Source organism: Mitsuaria sp. BK037 (assembly GCF_014193045.1).
Classification (GTDB): Bacteria; Pseudomonadota; Gammaproteobacteria; order Burkholderiales; family Burkholderiaceae_C; genus Roseateles.
Genome location: NZ_JACHYS010000004.1, coordinates 406160 through 428412, shown reverse-complemented (window position 1 = coordinate 428412; position 22253 = coordinate 406160). Strand labels below are relative to the sequence as shown.

Below are 22253 nucleotides of genomic sequence, written 5' to 3'. Positions count from 1 at the left end.
CGTCACTGGTCGAAGGCGACCTTGTCGATCAGCAGGCTGGCCTGCTTGCGATGACGGGCGATCTCGGTGAGCGGCAGGGTGTCCGCCTTGACCGGGCCGATTGCCGACTGGATCAGCGGATCCAGCGCGACGCCGGCGCGCACCGGGTATTCGTAGTTGGTCTGCGCGTAGAGCTGCTGCGCCGGCTCGGACACCAGGAAGGCCAGCAGCGCCCGCGCGGCCGCGGGGTTGGGCGCATGCCTGGCGACTGCGGCGCCGCTGATGTTCACGTGCGTGCCGGCCCCCTTGGCGGCGAAGGTCGGCTTCAGCACCTGGATGCCGTCGCCCCACTTGCGGGCGTCGCTGCCCGGCTTGGACGACTTCATCTGGCCCACGTAATAGGAGTTGGCCAGGCCCACGTCGCAGATGCCGCCCAGGATGTCGCGCGCCACGTCGCGGTCGCCGCCGGTCGGCTTGCGGCCGAGGTTGGCCTTCAGGCCGCGCAGCCACTGCTCGGTCCGGGCCTCGCCGTCGTGCGCGATCATCGCCGCCACCAGCGCGGTGTTGTAGGGATGCTGGCCGGAGCGCGTGCAGACCTTGCCCTTCCACTTCGGGTCGGCCAGGTCCTCGTAGCGGATCGGGCCGGCCTTGAGCGCCTGGTCGGCATATAGCACGCGGGCGCGCATCGACAGCGCGGTCCATTGCCCGTCCGCGCCGCGCAGGTGGGCGGGCACCGCGGCCTCGACCTCGGCCGACTTCAGCGGCTGGGTCACGCCGCCTTCGACGAGGTCGACCAGGTTGCCCACGTCCACCGTCATCAGCAGGTCGGCCGGCGAGCGCGCGCCCTCGGCCTTGACCCGTTCCAGCAGGCCGTCCTTCACGAACACGGTGTTGACCTGGGTGCCGGTGCGGGCGGTGAAGGCCGACAGCAGCGGCTGGACCAGCGCGACCTCGCGCGTCGTGTAGAGCGTCAGCTCGCCACCGGGTCGCGCCTCGGCTTGCGCGACCGCCGGCACCATCGCCGCCGCGAGGGCCAGGCCGGTCAGCGCCGCGGCGGTCCCGGTCGGGCGGCGGGCGGGTCGGAAGGAGGTCGTCAGTGCGCGCATCGTGGGTCTCTTTCGCTGGCATCCCGGAGGACGGTGGAACCGGAGCCCGTCGATGAGAATTACTCTCATCTAAGGAGTGGCGCACTTTAGGCGCCACCCTCCGTCCCGGCAAGGAGACAAATTCTGGGACGGACGCAGGAATTGACGTATCCCGCACGGCGGAGGTAGGTGCCCCGCCGACGTGGCCCCGCAGCGCGGGCAGGGCCGTCGCTCAGGCCGGCTCGGCGGGCTACGCGGGCTCGGGCGGTGATGGGGCCGTCTGCGGCAGCGCCCGCGCGCCGGCGGCGATCACGTCCGAGATCTCGCCGATCACCTGCCGCAGCCAGCGCTGGGCGGGATCGGGCTCGGCGCGCACGTGCCAGACCTGGCTGATGTCGATGCCGCGCAGCGCGAACGGCAGGTGCCGGCAGGCGAGCTGCCCCGCGAAGCCCGTCGCGGGCACGAAGCTGTCGGGCAGCACCGTGATCAGGTCGGACTGCTGCACCGCCATCGTGCCGGTGAAGAAACTGTTGACCGTCATCGCCACCGTGCGCTTGCGGCCGATCATCGCCAGGGCGTCGTCGACGAAGCCGTGCGCCCGGCCCGCGAAGCTCACCCGCAGGTGCTGCGCCGCGCAGTAGGCGTCCAGCGTGAGCGCGCCCGGCGCGGCCAGCGGATGGTCGGCGCGCATGACGCAGACATAACGGCTCGCGTAGAGCGCCTCGCGGCGGAAGGCGGCGCTGTCGTCCTCGACCAGCAGCTGCTCGGTCAGGTCCGGGAAGAAACCGATCGCGAGGTCCGCCCAGCCTTGCTCCAGCAGCTCGCGCGGGTCGCGCGTGGTCAGCGGCACGACGCGCAGGCCGACATGGATCCCTTCGTCCAGGAAACGCCGCGCCAGCTGCGGCACCACCAGCGCGGCGGTGGCGTCGGCCATCGCCAGCGTGAAGCTGATCGTGTTGCCGGCGGCGCGCGGGTCGAAGACCTGCGGCTCCAGCGCCTGCTGCAGGCTGGAGAGCGCGCGCCGCACCACCGGCCACAGCGCCTGGGCATGCGGCGTGGGCTCGACGCCGGTGGAGGACGGGATGAACAGCTCCTCGTGCGTCGCCTCGCGCAGCCGGCGCAGTGCGTTGCTGACCGCCGGCTGGGTGATGGCCAGCCGGTGCGCAGCGCGGGTGACGTGGCGTTCTTCCATCACCACGTCGAAGACGCGCAGCAGGTTCAGGTCCAGCGTCCGGAAGTTGACGGGGCGGGGGGTGCTCATGCGCCGGATGCTAATTCCGTCACGGGTCATTTCCGGCCGTGATGACCCGATTCCGAAGCGCAATTGGCGTGCCCTACGTAAAAACCGCAATATCTCGGCCATGGCGCAAGGCCACCCGCCCAGCGCCCCAAACACCACCTCAGAAGGGAACCGCCATGATCACCACCACGCTGAATGTCCAAGTGATGGCTGCCGACGCAGCCCGCGTCCGCGCCGCGAGCGCGGCCGGCGAGCGCCTGGTGAGCCTGGCCCTGCGCGCCGGCCATGCGGTCGTCGAGTTCGTCAACGCCGCCGCCGAGTTGCGTCCCCGCGACGCGGTGCTGCAGGCCGCCGCCGAGCAGTCGGCCGAGCGCCCGGACCTGGCCTTCTCGCTGCGCCGCGTCGCCCGCAACGGCTGGATGATGTATTGACCGAGTCTCCTCCGGACGCCTGACCCGCGTCCGCTCCTGCAAGGATTGAGCCGGGCCGCAAGGTCCGGCTTTTTTCTTTGCGCCGGCCACCGAGTCCGGATCGGTCAAATCCTTCGTTGCTTCCGCGCCTGCGGACCGGGTTTTGGCCGGAAGGCCATCGACGGCCTCTCAACATCGCTGCCTCGTTCCTGTCGAAGGAGGCCAGCCATGCCAGTCGAAAATCTCCACGCCCGAAAACCGGGAGCCGCTCACGGCGCGCCCCCGCCCGCCATCCTGGCGCCCCAGGTCCGGCGCGAGCCGGACGCCAGCTATCTCGCCCCCCGGCCCCGACCGCCCGCCTGGTCCGAGCCGTCCCGGCAGATGTTCGACTTCATGGAGATCCCGGTCGACTACCGCGACGCCGTGCCCTACCGGCGAGCGTTCCTCGATGCCTACGAGCCCAACGTCGATTCGCTGCTGCCGCCAAGCCTCGCCGACTCGCTGTACCGCACCGCGCACTGGGAGAACGGTCCCCATCATTTCGAAGGCGCGCTGAGCATCCTGACCGACTTCATGACGGAGTTCTGCTGGTCCTCGTCGGCGCTGGAGGGTTGCCGATACACGCTGGCGGAAACCGACGCCCTGCTGCGGCTCGACCAGCGTCTCCAGGACCATTCGCTCGATCACGGCGAGGATGCCAGGCTGGTCCTGAACCACGCCCGGGCGCTGGAGCTGATGGTGTTCGACGTGCATCCGCACCGGATCACGCCCGGCCTGCTGATGCGGCTGCAAGGCTGCCTGATGCGAGGCCTCCTGCCCGCGGAACGTTGCGGCCAGGCGCGTGACATCAGCGTCTACATCCATGGATCGGCCTACCAACCGGCGGGACCTCGTGTGCTCCTGGAGGAAATGCTCCAGCAGATCGCCACCAAGGCCGCGGCCATCCGCAACCCGGTCGAAGCCGCCTTCTTCCTGTGGATCCACATCGCCTACCTGCAGGCCTTCGCCGACGGCAACAAGCGCACCGGCCGGGTCGCCGCCAACCTCCCGCTGCTCAGCGGGCACTGCGCGCCGCTGAGCTTCGCCGGTGCGGAGAAGCGGGACTACGTGGTGGCCATGCTGGGCGTCTACGAGCGCAACGACGTGTCGGTCGCCGTCGACCTCTTCGAATGGCTGTATCGGCGTTCGATGCAGCGGTACGTCTGGATGCTGGGATGATCGGCCCATGCCCGATCCGACCGTTCTCCAGGCCGTGCGCTTCGCCGGCGCCCACGCGCTGGCGATCTACGCCGCGCTCCTGCTGCTGGTGATGCTCACCGCGGGACTGGTCGCCCGCGGCCTGCTGCCCCTGCGCGGCCCGTCCGCCGCGGCGCCCGAGCCGCTCTCGCCCGTCGCCCTGCTGCTGCGCTTCGCGGCGGGCTTCGCCTGCCTGGTCGGCGGCGCGATGCTCTTCGCCACGATCGCGGAAGAGCTCCACACCGAGCCGACACTCGGCCAGCTCGACGAGGCCTTCATCGTCGCGATGATCGATCACGTGCCCGAGCTCGCGCTGCGCGCCTTCTACCTGATCACCGTCGTGGGCAACCGGGAAACGCTGATCACGCTGGGCGTGGTGGTCACCGCGGCTCTGCTGGTCCTGCGCCGCCGCGGGCTGGCCCTGGGCTGGGCGCTGGCGATGCTGGGCAACAGCGCCCTCAACCCGACGCTGAAGCAGGTCTTCGAGCGCGCCCGCCCGATCCACCCCACCCACTGGCTCACCGAGGACGGCTTCAGCTTCCCCAGCGGGCACAGCTCGGGTGCGGTGATCGCCATGGGCATGCTCGCCTACCTGGCGGTGCGGCTGCTGCCGCGGCGCTGGCACGTGCCGGCCTGGATCGCGGCCGCGGGGCTGGCCTTCTCGATCGGCGCGAGCCGCGTCTTCCTGCGCGTGCACTTCCCCAGCGACGTCCTCGCCGGCTTCGCCTCCGGCACGGCCTGGCTGACGGTCTCGATCGCCAGCATCGAGCTCGCCCGCTGGGCCAAGCGCCGGCGCAGAGCGCCTCAGGTCAGCGGCGTCGAGCTCACCCGCTGAAAGAGGCCCACGGTCTCGTCGACATCCCAGCGCTCGACAACCGCCGCCTGCCCCTGCTCGGTCCGGATCAGGTTCACCGAATTCGGGATGCCGCCCCGCACCCGCGTGCTCAGCGCGGTGCCGGCCTGGACCGCCCAGACCGGCCGCGGCAGGTCCGTTCGGCGCTCGTGCAGCGGCAGCACGTAAGGCAGATGGATGTGGCCGCCGACGATCGCGTCCACGCCCGCCTCCGCCCAACGCCGGGCGGCCTTCGCATGACCGCGCAGCAGATTGACCAGGTCCGACGCGCGCGTCACCGCCACCGGCTGGTGGACCGCCACCAGCTTCACCTGACCGGCGCGCGCCGCGGCCAGCCGCTGCGCGGTGCGCTCGATCTGGCGCTCGGACAGCTCTCCGTTCTTGTGCCGGTAGCGCCGCGTGGTGTTGAGCGCGATCAGCAGCAGATCGTCGGTCTCGAACTCGTCGTCACGGACCGGCCCGAAGGCGCGTTCATAGCGCTGGTAGGGATGCAGCAGCCGCGTGGGCATCGCGTAGAGCGGGATGTCGTGGTTGCCAGGAATGACCAGCCGCGCCGGAATGCCGAGCTTGTCGACGAAGGCCCGGGCGCGCGAGAACTCGATCGGCCGCGCCCGCTGGGTGATGTCGCCGGTGATCAGCAGCACATCGGGTCGCAGCTCGCCGCACAGCCGCTCCAGCGCCGCCAGCGCCATCGGCCGCTCGGTGCCGAAGTGCGGGTCGGACATCTGCAGCACCAGCGTCATCGCCCGGACTCCGCCTCGGCGAGGCTGGCCTGCGCCTGACGGCGTTCCTCCGCCAAGCCGGGTGGACGGATCAGCATCAGCCGATGGGGCGAGACCTCGAAATGCAGCGGCAGCCGCATCCAGAGGACTTCCCCGTCCGTGGCGACCTTCACCCGCCGTGCGCCGATGCGGCGGTCCCGCACCGTGAGCCGGCGGAAGGCGAAGTTGACGATCTGGTCCGCCTCGGCCAGGCGCCCCATGGCGCCGCGCACCAGCAGCTTCAGCAGTCCCCAGCGGCCCACCGGCTTGAGCATCACGCCGGCCAGCGCGCCCTGGTCGATGGCCTGCGCCTCGGGCAGGCCGACCTGCTCCATCTGCAGCGCGTTGTTGCCGACGAAAACCGTCGGTGTGCGGACCTTGCGCGGCGCGCCCTGCGACTCGATCGTCAGCCCGAGGCTGCGATGACCGCGCAGGATGGTCGCGAGCACCGCGCCGATGGCGATGGCGCGGCTGCGGCCGAACTGCCGCTTCCAGACCTCCCGGTCTTCGAGCGACTGCGAGTACAGCCCCAGGCTCGCGTTGACGAGGAAGACCCGGTCGTTGAGCAGGCCGACCTGGACCGGCACCGCGCGCTCCTCGAGCAGCACCCGCAGCGCGGCGTCCAATTCGGCGGGAATGCCGTGGGTGCGGGCGAAGTAGTTGAAGGTGCCCCGCGGCAGCACGCCGAAGGCGCAGCCGCTGCCGAGCACCGCCTGGGCGACGCAGTTGATGGTCCCGTCGCCGCCTGCGGCCACGACGACGCCGCCAGCCTCGCTCGCTCGCCGCACCGCCTCGAGCGCGGTCTCGACCAGGCGGCCCGGTTCCTCGACGGGCATCAGCTCGCAGACGCGGCCCGCCGCGCGGCAGGCGGCCTCGACGGCCGGACCGAGCTCATCGCGGTCGCCTCGGCCCGAGGCGCGGTTGAACACGACGAAGAGCGGTGCGGAGCGGGGCGCGAGCGGCACGGACATGGGCGTTGGGGCGCGTGGCGGGCGGGAAAGTCGGGACGATACCCGGCTTGGCAAGCGAGGCGCCCGGCCGGCGGGCGGCGCCGGGCTCAGCGTTCGGCCGGAGGGCGACGCGAATCGCCTGCCGGGGCGATCGACAGGGCGTCGATCAAGGCCCGCACGCCCGGCAGCGACGGCGCCTGCGCCGTGTGGCACAGCAGCAGCGTGCGGCGCGCCCAGGCGTCGGCGAGCGCCACCATGCGCAAGCCGGCCGTCATCTGCCGCTTCGCCGCGCTGCGCGGCATCACGGCCACGCCCGCGCCAGCCTCGACCAGGCGCGCGATGGCCTCGAAGCTGGACACCCGCACGCGATGCTTCGGCACCCGGCCGCCGCGCGCGGCCTGCGCCTGCAGGAAGCGACTCAATCCGCTCTCGGCGCCGAGGCCGACGAAGGGCTGGTCCAGCAGCTCGACGAACCGGATCGATGCCGCGCGTCGGCGCGGGCTCGCCGGCAGCAACGCGACCAGTTCGTCGTCCAGCCAGGCGTGGGCGCTCAGGCCGGCGGTGTCGACGTGGTCCGCGACCACCGCCACGTCCGCGACGCCGTCGCGCAGTGCCTGCAGCGCGGCGTCGCTGGGCATCTCCTGCAGCTCGAGGTCGATGTCGGGATGCGCGGCCAGGAAGGCCCCCAGGCGCGGCGGCAGCGCCTCGACCACCGCCGCCGTGTTGCCCAGCAGGCGCACCGTGCCGCGCAGGCCGTGCCCGAAGGCCGACATCGCGACATGCAGCGAATCGAGCTCCGCCAGCACCCGGTGGGCCTGCCGCGACAGCGCACGGCCCGCGTCGGTGGCCGCGGCGCCGGTCTTGGCGCGGTCGAGCAGCCGCACGCCGACGCGATGCTCCAGCGCCTTCAAGCGCGCGCTGGCCGCCGCGAGCGACAGGCCCATCGCCGCCGCGCCCGCGGTGATCGACCCCTGCGCCACCACCGCCTCGAAGAGCTGCAGGTCGAAGGGATCGACGCGGTAGTCGATCGGTCGGGCGGCGGCGCGGGAGCGGGTGTTGGCGGCGGTCATCAGGGCCATCCTCTTGCAGACGCGAAGGATATCCGCCGCACATCGAGATCGACAGCGCCACGGCCGGCCCTGAAGATGGCCGCATGCAGTCGATCTCCTTCGCGGCGCTCGCGCCCTGGCTCGGCATCGGGCTGGTCTTTGTCCTGGCCGGTGGCGTCAAGGGCATCACCGGCATGGGCCTGCCGACGGTCGCCATGAGCCTGCTCGGCCTGTGGATGGCGCCGGCCCAGGCCGCCGCGCTGCTCGTGATGCCCTCGCTGGTGACCAATGTCGCGCAGTGCCGGGGACCGGCGGGACGGGAGCTGGTCGCGACGCTCTGGCCGATGTGGACCGGCCTGGTGCTCACGACCGTCTGGAGTCCGGACCTCGCCACCCTCGCGCCGATCGACGCCCGGCTCCCGCTGGGCGCGATCCTGGTGGTCTACGGGCTGTGGGGCCTGCGGAAGCCCGTGCTGCCGCGCATCGCACCGAGCGCGTGGTGGATCGGCCTGGCTGCGGGACTGGCGACGGGTGTCGTCACCGCCGCCACCGCCGTCTTCGCGCTGCCGCTGGTGCCCTACCTGCAGGCCCTGCGGCTGGACAAGGACACGATGATCCAGGCGCTGGGCCTGTCCTTCACCGTCGCGACGCTGGCGCTGGCCGCGCGGCTGCAGGCCTTCGACGGCGGCGCGCTGTGGTCGCTGCCCTCCTTCGTCGCGCTGGCCGCTGCCAGCGCCGGACTCGCGCTGGGCGCGGCGCTGCGCGCGCGCATCAGCGCCGCGACCTTCCAGCGCGGGCTGTTCCTCATGTTCATCGTGCTGGGCGCGGCCAACCTGTGGCGCGGGCTGTGAACAGGGGCCGGTTCGACGACGACGACCACGCCCTGGGCGCGTTGCTCGAGCGCGCCTACCGGCTCGCGCTCTGGCTCCAGGATTCGGTGGGCGGCGCGGCGTCGAACGGCAAGCGCGTGGACAACGACCGGGTGGACAACAAGCGCTTGAACGACGAGGGCGCGGAGGACGAGCGCCCGTCGGACTTCGCGGCCCGGGTCGCCTCGGCCGAGCTGGTGGAGCTGCTTGACGATGCCCGCGCGCTGCTGGTCACCGCCAGCGGCAACCCTCGCTGACGGATGCCGTGAAGGCTCAGCTGCTCACGCCGACTCGGTGACGATCTCCTCGATAGAGACGCCTGAAGCACGCGCCGGCGAGGCGCTGGCCTGATCAATGCTCCGGCGGATGCTCTCGCCAGCGATCTGGTCGTACGCCGCCCGCTGCTCCTCCGGCAGGCTGTCCACATAGGCGCCGATCCGGGCCACCTGCGCCTGCAACTCCTCGGGCGAGCGGGGCGTCATGGTGGCCAGCGTCTGTCCGTCCGGCCCCTTGAACAGGTTGACCACCTGGGTGCCGAGGGCGGCGATCTGCCCGCCGCCCCAGTTCATCGCGAGCTCGGCGCCACGCGCGACAGGCCCCGGCATCGTCATCGCCATGGCGGTCATGACCAGGCTCGCGTAGTAGGGCGCGGAGGCGCTGGATTCGATCATGCCCTTGGGCGTGAACTGCTTGGACAGCTTGTCGGCGGTGAGCGCGATGGCCATCACCATGCTGGTCGCGGCCATGCCCTTGAAGCGCTCCATCGCGTCCTGCCGCGTGGTCTGCCGGTTCCAGGCGCTTTGCGCCATGACCGCGGTGACCACCACGCTGTCGGCCGCGAGGTCCACCGTGCCGATCGGGTCGGGCTGGATCAGGTAGACGGTGGTTCCGGTCACGCCGGCGGCGAAGAGCGTGAGCGCGAGCTTGGAGGCGAAGTCCGGGTGGGCCTGCGGCTCACGCGGGATCGAGGCCGCGTTGGACTCCTGCGCCGCGCCGAGATGGAAGGCCTGGTCCAGGCGCTTCGTGCATTGCGCGATCGATGCCAGCAGATGCGTGCATTGCGAGTTGAGCGTGCGCGTCAGCTCGTGGCCGGACTCCGGATCGGTGAAATCGCGGCGCGCCTGCTGCAGCGCCTTGCGTCCGTCCTCCAGCCCTTGCCAGAGCTGGGACAGTTCGGCGTGCACGGCCTCGCCAACCTGACCCGGCGTGAACTGGCGGCGCAGCGTGCCGGCCTGGCCGGAGAAGCCCGCCTTGTCCATGCCGGCCGCCACGGCGTTCGCGCCCAGCGCGACGGCCTTGGCCGCGCCATTCCTGATGCTGCCCCAGACGAAGGGGGCGATCAGGATGGTGCCGGCGGCGGCGGCGAAGCCGGCGTGCGCCACCTTGCTGTGGTCGACCGCCTCGGCGTGGTGGCGGACCGACTCGGAGCCGTAGCGCTTGGACATCTCGACGGACAGGAAGATCGCGTTGAGCAGGGCCGGATAGAAGTGGACCTCGTCGGACTGGCGGCCGAGCTCGCCGCCGCCCAGCGGGAACGGCAGTCCGTCGGCGGTGGGACGCAGCGTGGTGCCCGCCACGCCGACGACCGCCTTGGCCGCGGCGGCCACGGTGTAGGCGAAGGTCTTGGCCTGGTTGGCCAGCAAGGGGCTGGGCACGATCACGGGCCACAGATTGACCAGGTTCAGCAGCGCCTTGGCGGCGCGGCCCGACGCGGAGGTGCCGTGCTGCAGCGGATCGATGGCGCGCTCGATGGCCTCGATGTCCTTCATCAGGGTCTTCTTGAAACGGGGCTCGATCCCCGGCTCGCCCTGGACCACGCCGCGCAATGCGGTCAGTTGTTCGCGGCAGCGGGCGAAGGTGAAGGCCTGATCGGGCCCCGGCTCCGCGTCGCGCAGCACCGCCAGGAAGGACCGGTCGTCGCCATGGGGCTGCAGCATGGTCCGCAGGTCGCTGAGGGACCACAGGACCTCCATGGCGGAGACGACGGCTTTCTGGGTGCTCGACAAGCCTTGAAGGGCCGCGCTGCCTGCGGTGCCCAAGGCGCCGGCCACGCCGCCCACGAGGTCGGTCAGACGGGAGCCCGACGCGCCGGCCTGCGCAGAGGCCCGGCTGTCGACCACGGGCGATTGCGGCGCCGCCGAGCGCGGCGGCAAATCGACCGTGTCGTCTCGGGGCTGCGCCCCGGTGGCGTCGACGGAGCGGCGGCTGGAGATGGGCGACTCCTGTGCGACGGAGGGCGCGGAGGTGGGCGCCGGCGAGACGGGGGACGCGTGCGTCGTGTCTGGGACCGGCAACTCGACGTGGCGCGACGGCGAGGAGGAAGCGGAAGAAATGGGAGACGGCATCAGGGTGTCCTCATGCGGCCGGGAAGCGTGGCACGCCGTGGTGGCGCCGTCTTCCGGCCGTTCTGGGTTGAACGGGGAAGTGGCGCTGTTGCCCGTACTGCAATGGGCGCCAACTCGTGCGAGGGCCCCATGATGGGGAGCGGTGACTGAACACCGCGCCGCGGTGCGAAGCCGGGCGGTGCCGAGCGAAGAAAGCTTGCGTCCGCGACACAAAGCATGTTCGGCAACGTTCACGCTTCTGGGTGCTCAGCGTGGTTGCCGAGCCTGCGGCAAGACGGTGATGTGGCGGGCCCGCTACGGCCAGACCGAACGGATCGTCGCCTGTCTCCGCGCCCCTGCGGCCTCGGCCCGCACCAGCGACCAGCGAGGCACCGCCTCTCCTTCGTTCAGCAGCTCCAGGTAGGCCAACAACGCCTTGTAGTCGTCGAACTCCAGCGTCACATCGGCGCCGCCACGCGTGGCGTTGAGCTCGATCGCGGAAACGCGCACGCCCTCGACGGCCACCGTCTCGAGCGATCGCAGCACCGGCTGCAACGGAAAGGCCGCCGTGCGCGCCACCGCCAGCGCGTCACGGGCGTAGGCCGGTGGCACGGCCGCTTCCGCGGCGCGGTCGGCTCGCACGCGCAGGCTCTCGCGCAGGCGCGCGATCTCCGCCGAATCCGCGGCGGCTCGCGCCACCAGGTCCGTGCGTCGCTCCCAGGCCTGCCACGCGCCCACGCCCAGACCGATCGTCGCCACCGCACAGAGCGCGCCCCAGACCACCAACGCCGCGATCGGCCGACGCGCCGGTGCGAAGTCCACCTTCAACGGCCTCATGCCACGCCTCCCATGCGGAAGGCGAGATGCTCGTCGACCCGCTGCCCCGGCAACGCGGCCCCATCGAACTCGATGAGCGGAACGCCGTCTGCCGGCCCGTCATGCGAGACCAGCGCTCGATTGAGCACCGCCGCGGGCGCCTCCCCGTCCAGCGCATACGACTGGGCGACTCGATAGGTCTCGCCCTCGGCGATCAGCAGCACCAGCGACTCGCTGTCCGCAACGGCGAGCCCTGCGCTCCTGCCGTCGGCGCGCGTCGAACCCAGCGACTCGATCGCCAGGGCCCACCACGGCCGCACGCTGCGCAGCGATCGTCCCCCGATCGCCTCGATGCCTTGCCGCCACGCCGGATCCATCGCCACCGCCAGCCGGGGCGCCGCTTGCCCTTCATCCAACCACACCGGGCTGTCCATCGGCAGGCCCGTCGATTCCTCGACCATCGATGCCGCGATCGCCTGCCACTCCGCGTCGCTGGCGACGCCTTCGACGGCGGGCAGCAGGAAGGGCCGACAAACCGTGCCGCTCACCGTCACGTGCAGCCGAATGCCGCGCGGCAACTCGCTCACCGCCGCGGACAGCGCAGCCAAGGCCGCTTCGCGCCCTTCGACCTTCATCGCCATCTGCACCGCGCCACCAACGGCCACGCGCACCGCGCCCTCACCCGCATAGACGATCGCCGTCCGCGACGCCGACCGCTTACCAGCCCACCACACGCTTGATCTCCTCCGCGCTGCTCTCGCGCCGGCTCACCATGTCCGCGCCCAGTTGCGACAAGGTCCTCACGCCTTTGCGATACACGTGCTCGCGCAACGCCGACACCGGCGCCCCGGTGGTCACGAGATCGCGGAAACCGTCATCGATCGTGTGGACCTCCGCGATGACTCGGCGGCCCTTGTAGCCCGTGCCGCCGCAGCGCTCGCAACCGACCGGGCGTGGCACGGTCTCCGGCCTGGGCAGCCCCATGTCGACCAGCCACTGCTGCTCGCGCGCCGTTGCCGGCCGGTCGGCCACGCAGTGCGGACACAGGCAGCGCACCAGCCGCTGCACGATCACGCCGTTGAGCGCGGCCATGAACCCGAACATGTCCAGGTCGAAGTGCTTGAAGCGTCCGGTCACGTCGAACACGCTGTTCGCGTGCACCGTCGTCAGCACCTGGTGGCCGGTGAGCGCCGACTGCACCGCGATCTCGGCGGTCTCCGCATCGCGAATCTCACCCACGAGGATGCGATCCGGGTCGTGCCGAAGGATGGACCGCAGGCCCTTCGCGAAGGTCAGGCCCTTGCGCTCGTTCACCGGCACCTGCAGCACGCCGGCCAGCTCGTACTCGACCGGATCCTCGATCGTGATGATCTTCTCGATGCCGTTGTTGACCTCGGACAGCGCCGCATACACCGTGGTCGTCTTGCCGCTGCCCGTCGGTCCCGTCACGAGCAGCATGCCGTGCGGCAGCCCCGCCAACTCGCGGATCATCGCGGCGCCCGACGCGTCGAAGCCCAGCAGGTCGAGCGACACCTGGTCCGCCGGATCGCGCAGTTGAGCCTTGTCCAGCAGCCGCAGCACCGCGTCCTCGCCGAACACGCTCGGGATGATGGACACCCGCAGGTCCAGCTCTCCGCCACCGAGCGCGATCCGGAATCGTCCGTCCTGCGGCAGGCGGCGCTCGGTGATGTCCAGCTGGGCCAGCACCTTGATCCGGGAAATCGCTTCTTCCGCCTGACGCGAGCCCTCCATCCGCTCATGGGGCGTCAGCACGCCATCGCGGCGCAGCCGCACGGTGACGCCGTGCCGGTCGCATTCGAAGTGGATGTCGCTCGCGCCGACCTCATAGGCTCGCCGCAGCGCCTGGTCAACGAAGGCAACGACCGGTCCTTCCGGCAAGGCGCCGCCGGTCGAACTCCCGACCGCGCTGACGGACGAGCTGGCGTCCGACGAGGCGGAGGGCGCCGAGCCCAGCCAGCCGTCGAGTTGCGCCGCGGTCGCGGCGATCGGCGGCACACGGCGACCCATCGCCTGCGCCGCACGGCGCAGCGTCGCGTCGTCCCAGGGATCGGCCATCGCCAGGCGAAGCCGGCCAGGCTCGCCGTCCAGCCGCACCGGCACGGCGCGCAGCGATCGCGCGAGCGCCAACCCCGGCGCACCGAAGAGCGTCGGGTCAGGCACGGCGCGCTGGCCGCTGTCGCCGTCCACCATGTCCATGCCGCCGGTCTCGCGCAGCAGCGCGGGCAGCACGTCACGCCAGCTGCCACGCAGCAGTTGGTCGAGCACGGTCTCGGCGCCCGCCTGCGCGGTGTGTCGGCGTGCGGCCTGCAGGGCGGCGCGGAAGCCCGCGCGGATGTCAGCGCTCATATCGGCGCTCATATCGGCGCTCATGGGGTGAGCTCTTTCGTCACGGGTCGTGGGAGGCAGCGCGCGTTCATCGGATGCTGCTCGCGATGTCGAAGATCGGCAGGTACATCAGCACGACGATGCTGCCGACGAGCAGCGAGACCAGCAGCAGCATCAGCGGCTCGACGATCCGTGTCGCGCGGTCCATGAAGGCGGCGAAGTTGCCGGCGTGGCGTTCGGCGATGGTCTGCAGCACGCGCTCGAAGTTGCCGGAGCGCTCGCCGACGGCCAGCAGCCGCTGGGTCACGGTGTCGGTCAGGCCGGCGTCGGAGAACGCGCTGGACACCCGCACTCCGCGCGTCAACGCGGTCCGGGCGCCGCGCATCGCATCGTCCATCTGCTCGCCGAGCGCCAGGCCCTCGCAGCGCAGCAGCGTCTCGTCGAGCGTGTAGCCGCCACGGAACATCACCGTCATCGAGTGGTACAGCTTGGCGAGCCGGAACTCCCGCAGCGCGCGTTTCACCGGCGGGATCCACCCTGCCGCGCGCATCGCGGCGCGTTGGATCGCGCCTTGTCGCCAAGCCACGACGGCCAGCGCGCCAAGCGCCGCCGCACCCGCCAGAAGGCTGAGCCGATGCTCTCGCACGAACAAGCTCGACAGCGTCAGCAGGTGGGTCGACCAGCTCATCTCGCCGCGCAGGTCCGCATACATCGACGCGAAACGCGGCAGCACGACCACGATCAGGAAGCCGCTGACCAGCAGGCCCAGCCCCAACACCAGGCTGGGATAGATGGCGGCGCTGACGACCTTCTTGCGCAGCGCTTCCACCATCTCGTGATAGCGCAGGTATTCGGAGAGCGCCTCGGCCAGCGAGCTGCTGCGCTCACTGGCGCGCACGCTGGCGACCAGCACCATCGGGAAGCGGTCCAGCGCCTGCATCGCGACGGACAGGGACTTGCCCTGATGCAGCTGCGCCAGCAACGCCGCTTGCAGTTCCGCACGCGCGCCATCGGCGCCGGACTGCGCCTGCAGCGTCTCGATCGCCTCCACGACGGTCATGCCGGCGACCAGCAGCGTGCGCAGCTCCTGGCACCACCAGGCGATGTCCAGCGCACGCTCCCGGGCGCCGGTCGGCCCTTCATGCGAGGCCGCGCCCACGGCCACCGGATCGCGGACCGGCTCGGCGGTCAGCACCTTGCGGCCGTCGGGCAGACGCTGGCCGAGCGACTCGCGCGACGGCGCGTCCATCAGCTCTTCGCTGATGGTCATGCGCACGGGATCGAGCAAGCGGACGCGGAGCTTCATGCCGGTGAGGAGATCGTCAATGAGAAAGAGAAGGCAGAAGGCGCCTCAGCGGTCCTCGTCAGAGCTGGATGTCGGCATCGTCGCCACTGCCACCGGCCACCCGGTCGTGGCCGAAGCTGAACAGCTCGTAGTCCTTGCCCGGCTGCTGCGACGGAATGCGGTACTGGTAGGGCATGCCCCACGGATCGTTGGGCAGCTCGCCCTTGAGGTAGGGGCCGCGCCACCGCGGATCGTTGGCGTCGTTGCGCACCAGCGCGGCCAGGCCCTCGCCGGTGTCGGGATAACGGCCGAGGTCGATGCGATAGCCCTGCAAGGCCTTGTCGATCGCATCGAGCTGCGCCTTCGCGGTCGTGACCTCGGAGCGCGAGATCTGGCTCAGGAAACGAGGGCCGACGATGCCGGTCAGCAGGCCGATGATCAGGATGACCACCAGCAGTTCCAGCAGCGTGAAGCCGCGCGAGCGCCGGCCGACGCGGGAGTCAATGGATTCGATGTGCTTCATGTCTTGGGATCTTGGTCTTCGGGTGCTCGGGTCTGTGGACGCTCAGACGTCGGTGTCCACGACGAATTTCCAATCAGCGTAGCGGCGCGCCGGTTCCAGTCGCAGCCCGGGCCGGCGCACGGCACCGGCGATCAAGGGCTGATCCTCGCTGAGGCTGTAGACGCCGCGGATGCGCCCGTCATCGCCGCGCACCAGGCCCCACTGGCCGGTGGCGCCGACCGGGTCGGGATAGAGCCGGCGCAGGTGCCGCACGGTGCCGACGAAGCGCTGGTCCGTCAGCAGTTCGTCGAGCTCCTGGGGCAGTCGCTTGTCGGTGCCGGGCGAGCTGCGGCGGTAGCGCTCCAGCGCCTGCACGTAGAGCAGGCCGATGCGCAGCAGTTGCTGTTCCTTGTCGCGCCGCGCGGTGTCGGCCCACGACTGCGCCGCCACGGACAGCGCCATCGAGGTCAGCGCGACCAGTACCAGCACGGCCACCAGACCGTAGCCGCCGCTTCGCCCGAGCGGGCCGGAGCGCTCACCACGACGCATAGCTGCTCCCGTCGGCGGCCACCTCGCGCGCGCCGCTGCGGACGTCGGACACGCCCTCCCCATCGACGTTGCCCGCCCGGGGCGGCACGGCGACCCAGGTATCGGCGCGCTGCGTCACCGGATCCAGAGGAATGGCTCGCAGATAACGACGCTCGACGAGCTCCGCCAGCTCCTTCGGATAGCGCCCCTGGTCGCTGTAGAACTTGTCGATCGCATCGCGCATCGCGTGCAGGTTGTGGCGCAGCGCCGTGTCACGCGCGCGGTCCACGTGCTGCACATAGCGTGGCGCGGCCACGCTCAGCAACAGCGCCAGCGCGGCCAGCACCACCAGCAGCTCGATGACGGTGAAGCCTCGTGAGCGGGTGCAGCGGTGGAGCGGCCTCGACATCCCGGTCCTCACCATTGCTTCAGCGGGACGCCGTTCAGGCCGACCGCGGTGGATTTCGAATAGACGTCGTAGACCTCGGGGCCGGGCTGCGGATTGTCCGCATCGGACTGATAGCCGCGCAGGCCCCAGGTCTGCTCGGCGGGCAGGCCCGGCTCCGCGAAAGGATCGCGCGGCACCCGGCGCAGGAAGCGCATCGTCTGCCCTTGCCGATCCGCGCGCGCGTCCACGACCTCCTGTGTCAGGTCCTGCAGCGTGGCCGGATACGGCGGCCGGTCGCCGGGCCCCAAGACCGCCCCGGCTTCCCGGGCTGCACGGTACGCGTCGAGCGCGTCCCGGATCTCCCAGAGCGCCCGCTTGAGTTCGCGCTCCTTTTCGCGCTGCACGGTCATCTCGGCCATCGGCAGCGCCAGCGACGCCAGGAAGCCCAGGATGGCCAGGCACACCAGCAACTCGATCAGCGTGAAGCCGCACTCGATCGCACCGCGCGAGCGCGCGCCGACCCGGCCGCGTAGGCGGCGGTCGGCGGCTGCGATCAAGCGGCGCGGCGTCATCTCACTTCACCTCGATGACGGCCGGTGCGGGCAGCGCCGGGCGGTCGGCATTCGGTTCCAGCGACACCGGCTGCGCGGTGCCGACCCGCACCTCGGCGCGGCCGGGCGCCGTCGCCTTGAAGCGCAGCTTGAAGACGCCCCCAGCGCCCTCGGCGGCGGTGGCCTGGTTGCGCAGCACGCTGAGGTTGACCCGGCCCGCGTCCACCCGCTTGCTGAAGCTGGTCACCGCGCCGCCCTTGCGGAAGTAGTCGTCTTCGTCGGCATCGACCAGCGTGAGCTTGTCGGCGCTGAACTGCAGCTCGGTCATGAGCCCCCGCAGACGGGCATCGCGAAGGTCCAGGCGGACTTCGACGGTGTCGCCGACCTTGGCCTGCCCCGGCGCCGCGAGCGACAGGGCCGCCTGATGCGACGGCAGATTCGGCGCGACCGGTGCCGGCGGCGCGGACGGTTGGCCGGCCCCCGGCGGCGACGCGACGCCTGGTGCCGCCGGCGAGCCTGCAGCGCCTGCGGCGCCCGGCTTGCTCTCCGGCTGTGGCGTGTTGAACTGCAGGCCGCCGACCTGGCGCAGCTTCGGCGAGGCCTCCGTGCCGACCCACATCTCGGCTTCGCTCGCGTTGAGGCGCTTGACGTTGCGCAGCACGCGCGGCGTGATGGCGAGCAGCAATTCCGAGCGCTTGCCGTCGTCGAGCTGACTGGAGAACAGCCGGCCGAGCACCGGCAGGTCCCCCAGGCCCGGCACGCGGCTGGAGGTGGAGCGTTCGTCGCGGCTGATCAGGCCCGCCAGCAACTGCGTCTCGCCATCGCGCAGGCGCAGCAGCGTGTTGGCGTTGCGCGTCCCGATCTGATACGCGATCGACCCGGCGGACGTCTTGGTCGCGGTGCCGAGCGAGCTGACCTCCAGGCCGATCTTGATGGCCACCTCGTCGTCGGCGAAGACGGTGGGCTCGACATCGAGCTTCAGGCCGACGTCGAGGTAGCTGATGTTCTCCGAGACGAAGCCGCCGGTGCCGGTGGTGGTCGACACGATGGGGATCTTGTCGCCGATCAGGATCTTGGCTTTCTCCTTGTTGCGCACGCGCAGCTTGGGATTGGCCAGCGTGGACGTATCCCCGACCTCGCGGCGGAGGTTGACCAGCAGGTTGTTGGGATTGAAGCCGACGCCGATGCGGTCGCGGCCGATGCCATCGAGATTGCCCAGCGTCAGCGAGTCGCTGCCAACGGGCGGCAGCGGCGTGAGCGAGAACGAACTCGGGAACTTGACGCCGAGCTCATTGAGGCGCGAGGCCGCGACCTCGAGGACTTCGACCTCGAGCAGCACCTCGGGCTCGGCGCTGTCGAAGACCGCGAGCAGCCGTTCGGCGAGCTGGATGTTCTCGGGCGAGTCGCGCAGCGCGAGCAGGTTGCTGCGCTCGTCGACGAAAGGCTCGCGGATCTTGAGCATCGCCTTGAGGAAGGCGGCGGCCCCCTTGGGATCGCTGTTGGAGAGGTTGAACACGCGCACCAGTTGCTCCTGGTACTCGCGGTGCTTCTCGGCGGTGTTGGGGTAGATGACGATGGTGCGGGAGTCGATGACCTTCTTGGCCAGCTGGTTGCTGGAGGTGATCAGGTCCAGCGCGTCCTCGACCTTGGCCTGGCGCAGCAGCACGGTGACGCGCACGTCGGCGCGCACGTCGCGGTCGAGCACGAAGTTGATGCCGCTGTGTCGGGTGACGACGTCGAGCACGGTGCGCAGGCTCGCGTCGCGGAAGTCGAGCGAGATCGGGCGGGACTCGGTCAGCACGCCGTTGAGCGCCTGGACCTGGGCGGCGCGCTGCTCGCTGAGCAATCGGCGCTGCAGGTCCAGCAGGCCGCCGTGGCGGGGGTTGTCCTTCAGCGCCTGCTCGAGCGTGCGCAGCGCGCGGTCGGGTTGTCTGGCCTCCGCCCACTTCTGCGCGACGGCAAGGTCGGCGGCGCCCTTGCGCTCGAGCTCCATGTCGGACAGCAGCGCCTGAACGCGAGCGTTTGATGGGTCGAGTTCCAACGCCTGGCGCAGCGTGGCGGTGGCCTCGTCGTACTGGCCGGCGGCGCGCTGGGAGAGGGCCTGCGAGATCAGCCGCATCTGCGCGTCGGCGCGAGCCTGCAGCAAGGAGGTGCGCAGGGACGTGCTCTCTGGGTAGTCCCTGAGCCCGTTCTCGAGCGTCGACATCGCCTGCTGGTACTGACCGCCGGCCATGGCCTTGCGCGACTCCTCGCGGATGCGGTTCTCGGCGCAACCGGCGACGAGCAGCAGCGCCGCGATGGCGACGGCAGTGCTACTGGCCGGGCGCGCGGGGGAACGGAAGAGGCGGGTGCGGAAGAGCATCGGAACAGGCGGATCAGGGCGACGGCGCGGCCGGCGGAATGCGGATCACGGCGCGCTGCTGCAGGGAGTCGTAGATGAGGCGGACTTCGTCGTCGGTGATCGCCTCGACGCGATAGCCCTCGTCCAGGCGGGTGCCGGCTTCGACGAGCAGGTCCTTGTCGGCTCGGGCGAGGTAGACCTTGCGCTGGCCCTGCGGGTCGATGAGCTGGCCGAGGTAGCGATAGTTCAGCGGCGGCGCCTGCGGAGGTGGCGGCGGGGGCGGAGGCGGTGGGGGCGGAGGCGGTGGAGGCGCCGGCGGCTGGGGAACGGAGAACGGGTCGCGATCGGCGGCTTCGAGTGGGTGCTCGGGCAGGCGGGCGGGGAGCGCGGCCAGGGGCTGCGCCGCGAGGCCGGGACGGGTCGGCGCCGTCGAGACGGAGGTGGGCGGGCGCGGTGCGGGGGTGCTGGGGCCGCTTTGTCCGGACGGCGGGGACGTGGTGGCTGCGACCACGGGCGGGTCAGCGGGCGACAGCAGTGCCCAGGCGCTGGCCGCGGCGCTCATGCCGAGCGCCCAGCGCAAGCCGGGACGAAGACCGGACGCAGGGGCGGCCGAGGTGGCGGGCGGGGTCGAAGCGCGCTTGAACATCGAGGCGCTTTCAGCGGCGGGCCGCAGAGGCCGCATAAGCCGCAGAGGCGGCCGACGGCGCGAGCGCGGGCGCCGATGCCGGAGCGGCAGTGGCGGGACCCGACGCGCCGGACGCGGCCTGCGTGGCGGGCTTCGCCGTCGGCAGTGGCCGCGGCGCGGAGGTCGAGGCGGGCTCAGCGAGCGGGCGGCTCAGCCAGGTCGCAACGACGCGCGCTTCCAGATCGCCGCCCGAAGGCGTCGTCATGCCGGTCATCGGCCGTGCGGCGTTCATCGGGTTCATGGCGCCCATCGGGGCCATGCCCGCAGGCGATGCCGGGTTGGCGCGACGCAGCGAGAGCTGCTGCAACACGGCCTGCTGGGCGTCCCGAGTGAGGACGTCGGCCAGCACGGTCTTGATGGCGACGTAGCTGCCGCGGAGCTGGACATCGAGGCTCATGCGGCCGAGGGTGGTGCCGGTCGGCACCTGATGTGCAGTAGAGATCGCGGTGACCAGGACCGACTGCGCCTCGGCGGCTTCGCGCAGATGGGCGACCGCGCGGGCGGAGGGCTGTGACAGCGGCAGGCGAAGGGTAAAAGGCGATCGATCGGCGGGAGGTGCGGCAGCAGCTTTTGCCCGAAGGTCGGCGAGCAAGCCGCGGGGCGCTTGCTCCTGCGCGAGGGCGAGCCGTTCGAAGTGGCGTGCGGTGAAGAACAGCCCGCCAGCGAACAGCGGTGGCACAAGTGCGAGACCGGCCCAGGCGAGGGTCGGCAGGCGGGCGGCCCGTTGCTTGAGCGAGGCGACGTCCGCCAGTGCACGCCAGTCCATCAAGGTCAGGCGCATGAAGCGGACGAATCACGGGGGAAGATGGCGGAACACGAGGATCCGGCCGGAACTGCTGCCGAATGCATGAACGAAAGCGGATCAGTGCGCCGGAACGCGAAGGTCCCCACAGTGCATTGCGGTTCTTTGCGTCCCGTGCGGCAATGCGCGCGACTCGCTTCTGACAGACAACTTCATGGCGTCCTCCCGTGATCCGCGGCATCGGATTTGCCGCGTGGCCTGTGATCTGGTTTATGGCCAAGCCGGAACTCTAACCGGTCGGTTCACGCAGGCCTCAATCTGTTCCGCTTCCAAGGGGTTGGTGAAATCCCCTGTGCTGCGGAACAACAACAACGGTGCGCCCTGTCTCGAAAGGGGTATAGAGGCTGTCCCGATGGAGACGCCACGCCAGTCCTGAGGTTGTCCCATTTTCCAGAACCGACGAAGGCCGGCCCGGGCATAGCCATCTGAGCTTCGCTCGCAAGTGCCTTGTTGAGCTTCAGCGCAATCGCCGAATCCCGGGCGCTGGTCGATGGGCCCTTGCGGCAAGGAGTCAACTACTTCGCCGCGATATTAAGCGCCTCGATAAACGGGGAGACCTGCTCCGCAATGGACCGGTCTTCTTGGAAGACTCCATGGCTGGAGTAGAGCGTACGCTCCGTTTCAAGGTCAATGACTTCTGCGTCGTAGTTGCCACTTTCCCAGCACGTAATGCGAGCGACGGTGGTAGGTGCATCTATATCGAGTCGAGCCGACGGATTGTCTGAGCTAGGACCCTCCGTCACGCGTGACTCCACCCCCCTCGCACCATGGCTCGCTCCCACTTGCCTTGCCCATTCCAGAAATGAATTCAACATACGATCTCCGATCAAGGAAGTCTGGTGGCCGAGTGCACCACGTCCGTCGCAGCAGGCATCTGCGGAATCGGCAGACCTTTCCGTGCGGCAAGTCGGCCTTCAAGCGAATTCGGGCCCATGACCGTGGACCAACCTTCGTTCGTTGCCTTCAACGATGACGTGGGCACGTTGAACTCGACGTACAGACTGCCCGGCTTGGCTTGACTGATGAATGCCGCAGCGTCGGCGGGGCTGTCGACGTGCGTCGTTCCCGAGAAATATTCTTGAACTCTTCCAGTCGCCTTCATAGGCTCATATCGCGCCTGAGCAGCATCGCTTGAGAAACGATTGCTGCCTACGATGCGATAGGGGTCGCCGACATTCAGAAGGAGCGAAGATAAACCGACGATCCAAGGCACCTCGGCTTACCGATACCGTCCTTTTAGCACGTCTCGCCAA

General features: G+C 70.5%; 23 protein-coding genes. 5 read left to right on the top strand and 18 right to left on the bottom strand.

Going from position 1 to position 22253, the window contains the following annotated elements:
* Positions 1 to 2: 2 nt before the first annotated feature.
* Both FHT37_RS22840 and FHT37_RS22835 read right to left on the bottom strand, forming a co-directional pair.
* The gene (locus FHT37_RS22840; protein ID WP_091724915.1) at positions 3 to 998 is read right to left on the bottom strand and encodes an extracellular solute-binding protein; all 996 of its coding nucleotides are present in this window, start codon (positions 996 to 998) and stop codon (positions 3 to 5) included.
* A gap of 316 nt (positions 999 to 1314) precedes the next feature.
* Positions 1315 to 2325: a LysR family transcriptional regulator gene (locus FHT37_RS22835; RefSeq protein WP_183484931.1), complete on the bottom strand. Its 1011-nt coding sequence runs from the start codon at positions 2323 to 2325 to the stop codon at positions 1315 to 1317.
* A 155-nt stretch (positions 2326 to 2480) separates the two neighbouring features.
* On the opposite strand from FHT37_RS22835, the gene FHT37_RS22830 reads away from it, so the two are divergent.
* The 3 genes from FHT37_RS22830 (at position 2481) to FHT37_RS22820 (ending at position 4785) form a co-directional block, all read left to right on the top strand.
* Entirely contained in the window at positions 2481 to 2735 is a 255-nt protein-coding gene (locus tag FHT37_RS22830; RefSeq protein ID WP_091720983.1) for a hypothetical protein, read from the top strand.
* 207 nt (positions 2736 to 2942) lie between these two features.
* Complete coding sequence (locus FHT37_RS22825; RefSeq protein ID WP_183484928.1) at positions 2943 to 3932, top strand: Fic family protein; 990 nt, start codon at positions 2943 to 2945, stop codon at positions 3930 to 3932.
* Positions 3933 to 3939: 7 nt separating this feature from the next.
* Entirely contained in the window at positions 3940 to 4785 is an 846-nt protein-coding gene (locus FHT37_RS22820) for a phosphatase PAP2 family protein (protein ID WP_183484925.1), read from the top strand.
* On the opposite strand, the gene FHT37_RS22815 is transcribed toward FHT37_RS22820, so the two are convergent.
* The 3 genes from FHT37_RS22815 to FHT37_RS22805 form a co-directional block, all read right to left on the bottom strand.
* Entirely contained in the window at positions 4755 to 5546 is a 792-nt protein-coding gene (locus tag FHT37_RS22815; RefSeq protein WP_183484922.1) for a metallophosphoesterase, read from the bottom strand. The genes FHT37_RS22820 and FHT37_RS22815 overlap by 31 nt on opposite strands.
* A complete protein-coding gene (locus FHT37_RS22810; RefSeq protein ID WP_183484919.1) occupies positions 5543 to 6535 on the bottom strand; it encodes a diacylglycerol kinase family protein in 993 nt (330 codons plus the stop codon). The genes FHT37_RS22815 and FHT37_RS22810 overlap by 4 nt, the downstream gene beginning before the upstream one ends.
* A gap of 86 nt (positions 6536 to 6621) precedes the next feature.
* On the bottom strand, positions 6622 to 7584 hold the full coding sequence (locus tag FHT37_RS22805) for a LysR family transcriptional regulator (protein ID WP_183484916.1): 963 nt from the start codon (positions 7582 to 7584) through the stop codon (positions 6622 to 6624).
* Positions 7585 to 7667: 83 nt separating this feature from the next.
* On the opposite strand from FHT37_RS22805, the gene FHT37_RS22800 reads away from it, so the two are divergent.
* Both FHT37_RS22800 and FHT37_RS22795 read left to right on the top strand, forming a co-directional pair.
* On the top strand, positions 7668 to 8414 hold the full coding sequence (locus tag FHT37_RS22800) for a TSUP family transporter (protein WP_183484912.1): 747 nt from the start codon (positions 7668 to 7670) through the stop codon (positions 8412 to 8414).
* The gene (locus FHT37_RS22795; RefSeq protein WP_147240405.1) at positions 8411 to 8689 is read left to right on the top strand and encodes a hypothetical protein; all 279 of its coding nucleotides are present in this window, start codon (positions 8411 to 8413) and stop codon (positions 8687 to 8689) included. The genes FHT37_RS22800 and FHT37_RS22795 overlap by 4 nt, the downstream gene beginning before the upstream one ends.
* A 24-nt stretch (positions 8690 to 8713) precedes the next feature.
* Here FHT37_RS22795 and xopX read toward each other — a convergent pair whose 3' ends face one another.
* From xopX to FHT37_RS22730, 13 genes are all read right to left on the bottom strand, one after another.
* Positions 8714 to 10777, bottom strand: coding sequence for a XopX family type III secretion system effector (xopX, locus tag FHT37_RS22790; protein ID WP_183484910.1), 2064 nt, complete (start codon positions 10775 to 10777; stop codon positions 8714 to 8716).
* Positions 10778 to 11071: 294 nt separating this feature from the next.
* Positions 11072 to 11593 (bottom strand): hypothetical protein, encoded by a 522-nt coding sequence (locus FHT37_RS22785; RefSeq protein ID WP_183484907.1) that lies wholly within the window; start codon positions 11591 to 11593, stop codon positions 11072 to 11074.
* Positions 11590 to 12213: a hypothetical protein gene (locus FHT37_RS22780; RefSeq protein WP_183484904.1), complete on the bottom strand. Its 624-nt coding sequence runs from the start codon at positions 12211 to 12213 to the stop codon at positions 11590 to 11592. The genes FHT37_RS22785 and FHT37_RS22780 overlap by 4 nt, the downstream gene beginning before the upstream one ends.
* Before the next feature lie 76 nt (positions 12214 to 12289).
* On the bottom strand, positions 12290 to 13939 hold the full coding sequence (locus FHT37_RS22775; protein ID WP_255489924.1) for a GspE/PulE family protein: 1650 nt from the start codon (positions 13937 to 13939) through the stop codon (positions 12290 to 12292).
* 67 nt (positions 13940 to 14006) lie between these two features.
* Positions 14007 to 15224 (bottom strand): type II secretion system F family protein, encoded by a 1218-nt coding sequence (locus FHT37_RS22770; protein ID WP_091720937.1) that lies wholly within the window; start codon positions 15222 to 15224, stop codon positions 14007 to 14009.
* Positions 15225 to 15282: 58 nt separating this feature from the next.
* Positions 15283 to 15726: a type II secretion system major pseudopilin GspG gene (gene gspG, locus FHT37_RS22765; protein WP_183484901.1), complete on the bottom strand. Its 444-nt coding sequence runs from the start codon at positions 15724 to 15726 to the stop codon at positions 15283 to 15285.
* A 42-nt stretch (positions 15727 to 15768) separates the two neighbouring features.
* On the bottom strand, positions 15769 to 16254 hold the full coding sequence (locus tag FHT37_RS22760) for a type II secretion system protein (RefSeq protein ID WP_141225203.1): 486 nt from the start codon (positions 16252 to 16254) through the stop codon (positions 15769 to 15771).
* On the bottom strand, positions 16241 to 16642 hold the full coding sequence (locus FHT37_RS22755) for a type II secretion system protein (RefSeq protein ID WP_091720928.1): 402 nt from the start codon (positions 16640 to 16642) through the stop codon (positions 16241 to 16243). Before FHT37_RS22755 ends, FHT37_RS22760 begins: the two co-directional genes overlap by 14 nt.
* Before the next feature lie 8 nt (positions 16643 to 16650).
* Positions 16651 to 17193, bottom strand: coding sequence for a type II secretion system protein (locus tag FHT37_RS22750; protein WP_183484899.1), 543 nt, complete (start codon positions 17191 to 17193; stop codon positions 16651 to 16653).
* 1 nt (position 17194) lies between these two features.
* Complete coding sequence (locus tag FHT37_RS22745) at positions 17195 to 19534, bottom strand: secretin N-terminal domain-containing protein (protein WP_183484896.1); 2340 nt, start codon at positions 19532 to 19534, stop codon at positions 17195 to 17197.
* A 13-nt stretch (positions 19535 to 19547) separates the two neighbouring features.
* Positions 19548 to 20159, bottom strand: a complete 612-nt coding sequence (locus FHT37_RS22740) for a hypothetical protein (RefSeq protein WP_183484893.1) — start codon at positions 20157 to 20159, stop codon at positions 19548 to 19550.
* A 10-nt stretch (positions 20160 to 20169) separates the two neighbouring features.
* Positions 20170 to 20979, bottom strand: coding sequence for a hypothetical protein (locus FHT37_RS22735; protein WP_183484890.1), 810 nt, complete (start codon positions 20977 to 20979; stop codon positions 20170 to 20172).
* Positions 20980 to 21826: 847 nt separating this feature from the next.
* Positions 21827 to 22213, bottom strand: coding sequence for a hypothetical protein (locus FHT37_RS22730; RefSeq protein ID WP_183484887.1), 387 nt, complete (start codon positions 22211 to 22213; stop codon positions 21827 to 21829).
* Positions 22214 to 22253: the final 40 nt, after the last annotated feature.

Bases quoted from the DNA above. Each gene is read 5' to 3' on its own strand.
- gspG (WP_183484901.1), bottom strand. From the start codon at position 15,726: ATGAAGCACATCGAATCCATTGACTCCCGCGTCGGCCGGCGCTCGCGC.
- FHT37_RS22815 (WP_183484922.1), bottom strand. From the start codon at position 5,546: ATGACGCTGGTGCTGCAGATGTCCGACCCGCACTTCGGCACCGAGCGG.
- FHT37_RS22830 (WP_091720983.1), top strand. From the start codon at position 2,481: ATGATCACCACCACGCTGAATGTCCAAGTGATGGCTGCCGACGCAGCC.
- FHT37_RS22740 (WP_183484893.1), bottom strand. From the start codon at position 20,159: ATGTTCAAGCGCGCTTCGACCCCGCCCGCCACCTCGGCCGCCCCTGCG.
- FHT37_RS22770 (WP_091720937.1), bottom strand. From the start codon at position 15,224: ATGAAGCTCCGCGTCCGCTTGCTCGATCCCGTGCGCATGACCATCAGC.
- FHT37_RS22840 (WP_091724915.1), bottom strand. From the start codon at position 998: ATGGTGCCGGCGGTCGCGCAAGCCGAGGCGCGACCCGGTGGCGAGCTG.
- FHT37_RS22805 (WP_183484916.1), bottom strand. From the start codon at position 7,584: ATGACCGCCGCCAACACCCGCTCCCGCGCCGCCGCCCGACCGATCGAC.
- FHT37_RS22820 (WP_183484925.1), top strand. From the start codon at position 3,940: ATGCCCGATCCGACCGTTCTCCAGGCCGTGCGCTTCGCCGGCGCCCAC.
- FHT37_RS22780 (WP_183484904.1), bottom strand. From the start codon at position 12,213: ATGGCGATGAAGGTCGAAGGGCGCGAAGCGGCCTTGGCTGCGCTGTCC.
- FHT37_RS22825 (WP_183484928.1), top strand. From the start codon at position 2,943: ATGCCAGTCGAAAATCTCCACGCCCGAAAACCGGGAGCCGCTCACGGC.
- FHT37_RS22835 (WP_183484931.1), bottom strand. From the start codon at position 2,325: ATGAGCACCCCCCGCCCCGTCAACTTCCGGACGCTGGACCTGAACCTG.
- FHT37_RS22735 (WP_183484890.1), bottom strand. From the start codon at position 20,979: ATGCGCCTGACCTTGATGGACTGGCGTGCACTGGCGGACGTCGCCTCG.
- xopX (WP_183484910.1), bottom strand. From the start codon at position 10,777: ATGCCGTCTCCCATTTCTTCCGCTTCCTCCTCGCCGTCGCGCCACGTC.
- FHT37_RS22760 (WP_141225203.1), bottom strand. From the start codon at position 16,254: ATGCGTCGTGGTGAGCGCTCCGGCCCGCTCGGGCGAAGCGGCGGCTAC.
- FHT37_RS22745 (WP_183484896.1), bottom strand. From the start codon at position 19,534: ATGCTCTTCCGCACCCGCCTCTTCCGTTCCCCCGCGCGCCCGGCCAGT.
- FHT37_RS22775 (WP_255489924.1), bottom strand. From the start codon at position 13,939: ATGAGCGCTGACATCCGCGCGGGCTTCCGCGCCGCCCTGCAGGCCGCA.
- FHT37_RS22785 (WP_183484907.1), bottom strand. From the start codon at position 11,593: ATGAGGCCGTTGAAGGTGGACTTCGCACCGGCGCGTCGGCCGATCGCG.
- FHT37_RS22800 (WP_183484912.1), top strand. From the start codon at position 7,668: ATGCAGTCGATCTCCTTCGCGGCGCTCGCGCCCTGGCTCGGCATCGGG.
- FHT37_RS22750 (WP_183484899.1), bottom strand. From the start codon at position 17,193: ATGACGCCGCGCCGCTTGATCGCAGCCGCCGACCGCCGCCTACGCGGC.
- FHT37_RS22755 (WP_091720928.1), bottom strand. From the start codon at position 16,642: ATGTCGAGGCCGCTCCACCGCTGCACCCGCTCACGAGGCTTCACCGTC.
- FHT37_RS22810 (WP_183484919.1), bottom strand. From the start codon at position 6,535: ATGTCCGTGCCGCTCGCGCCCCGCTCCGCACCGCTCTTCGTCGTGTTC.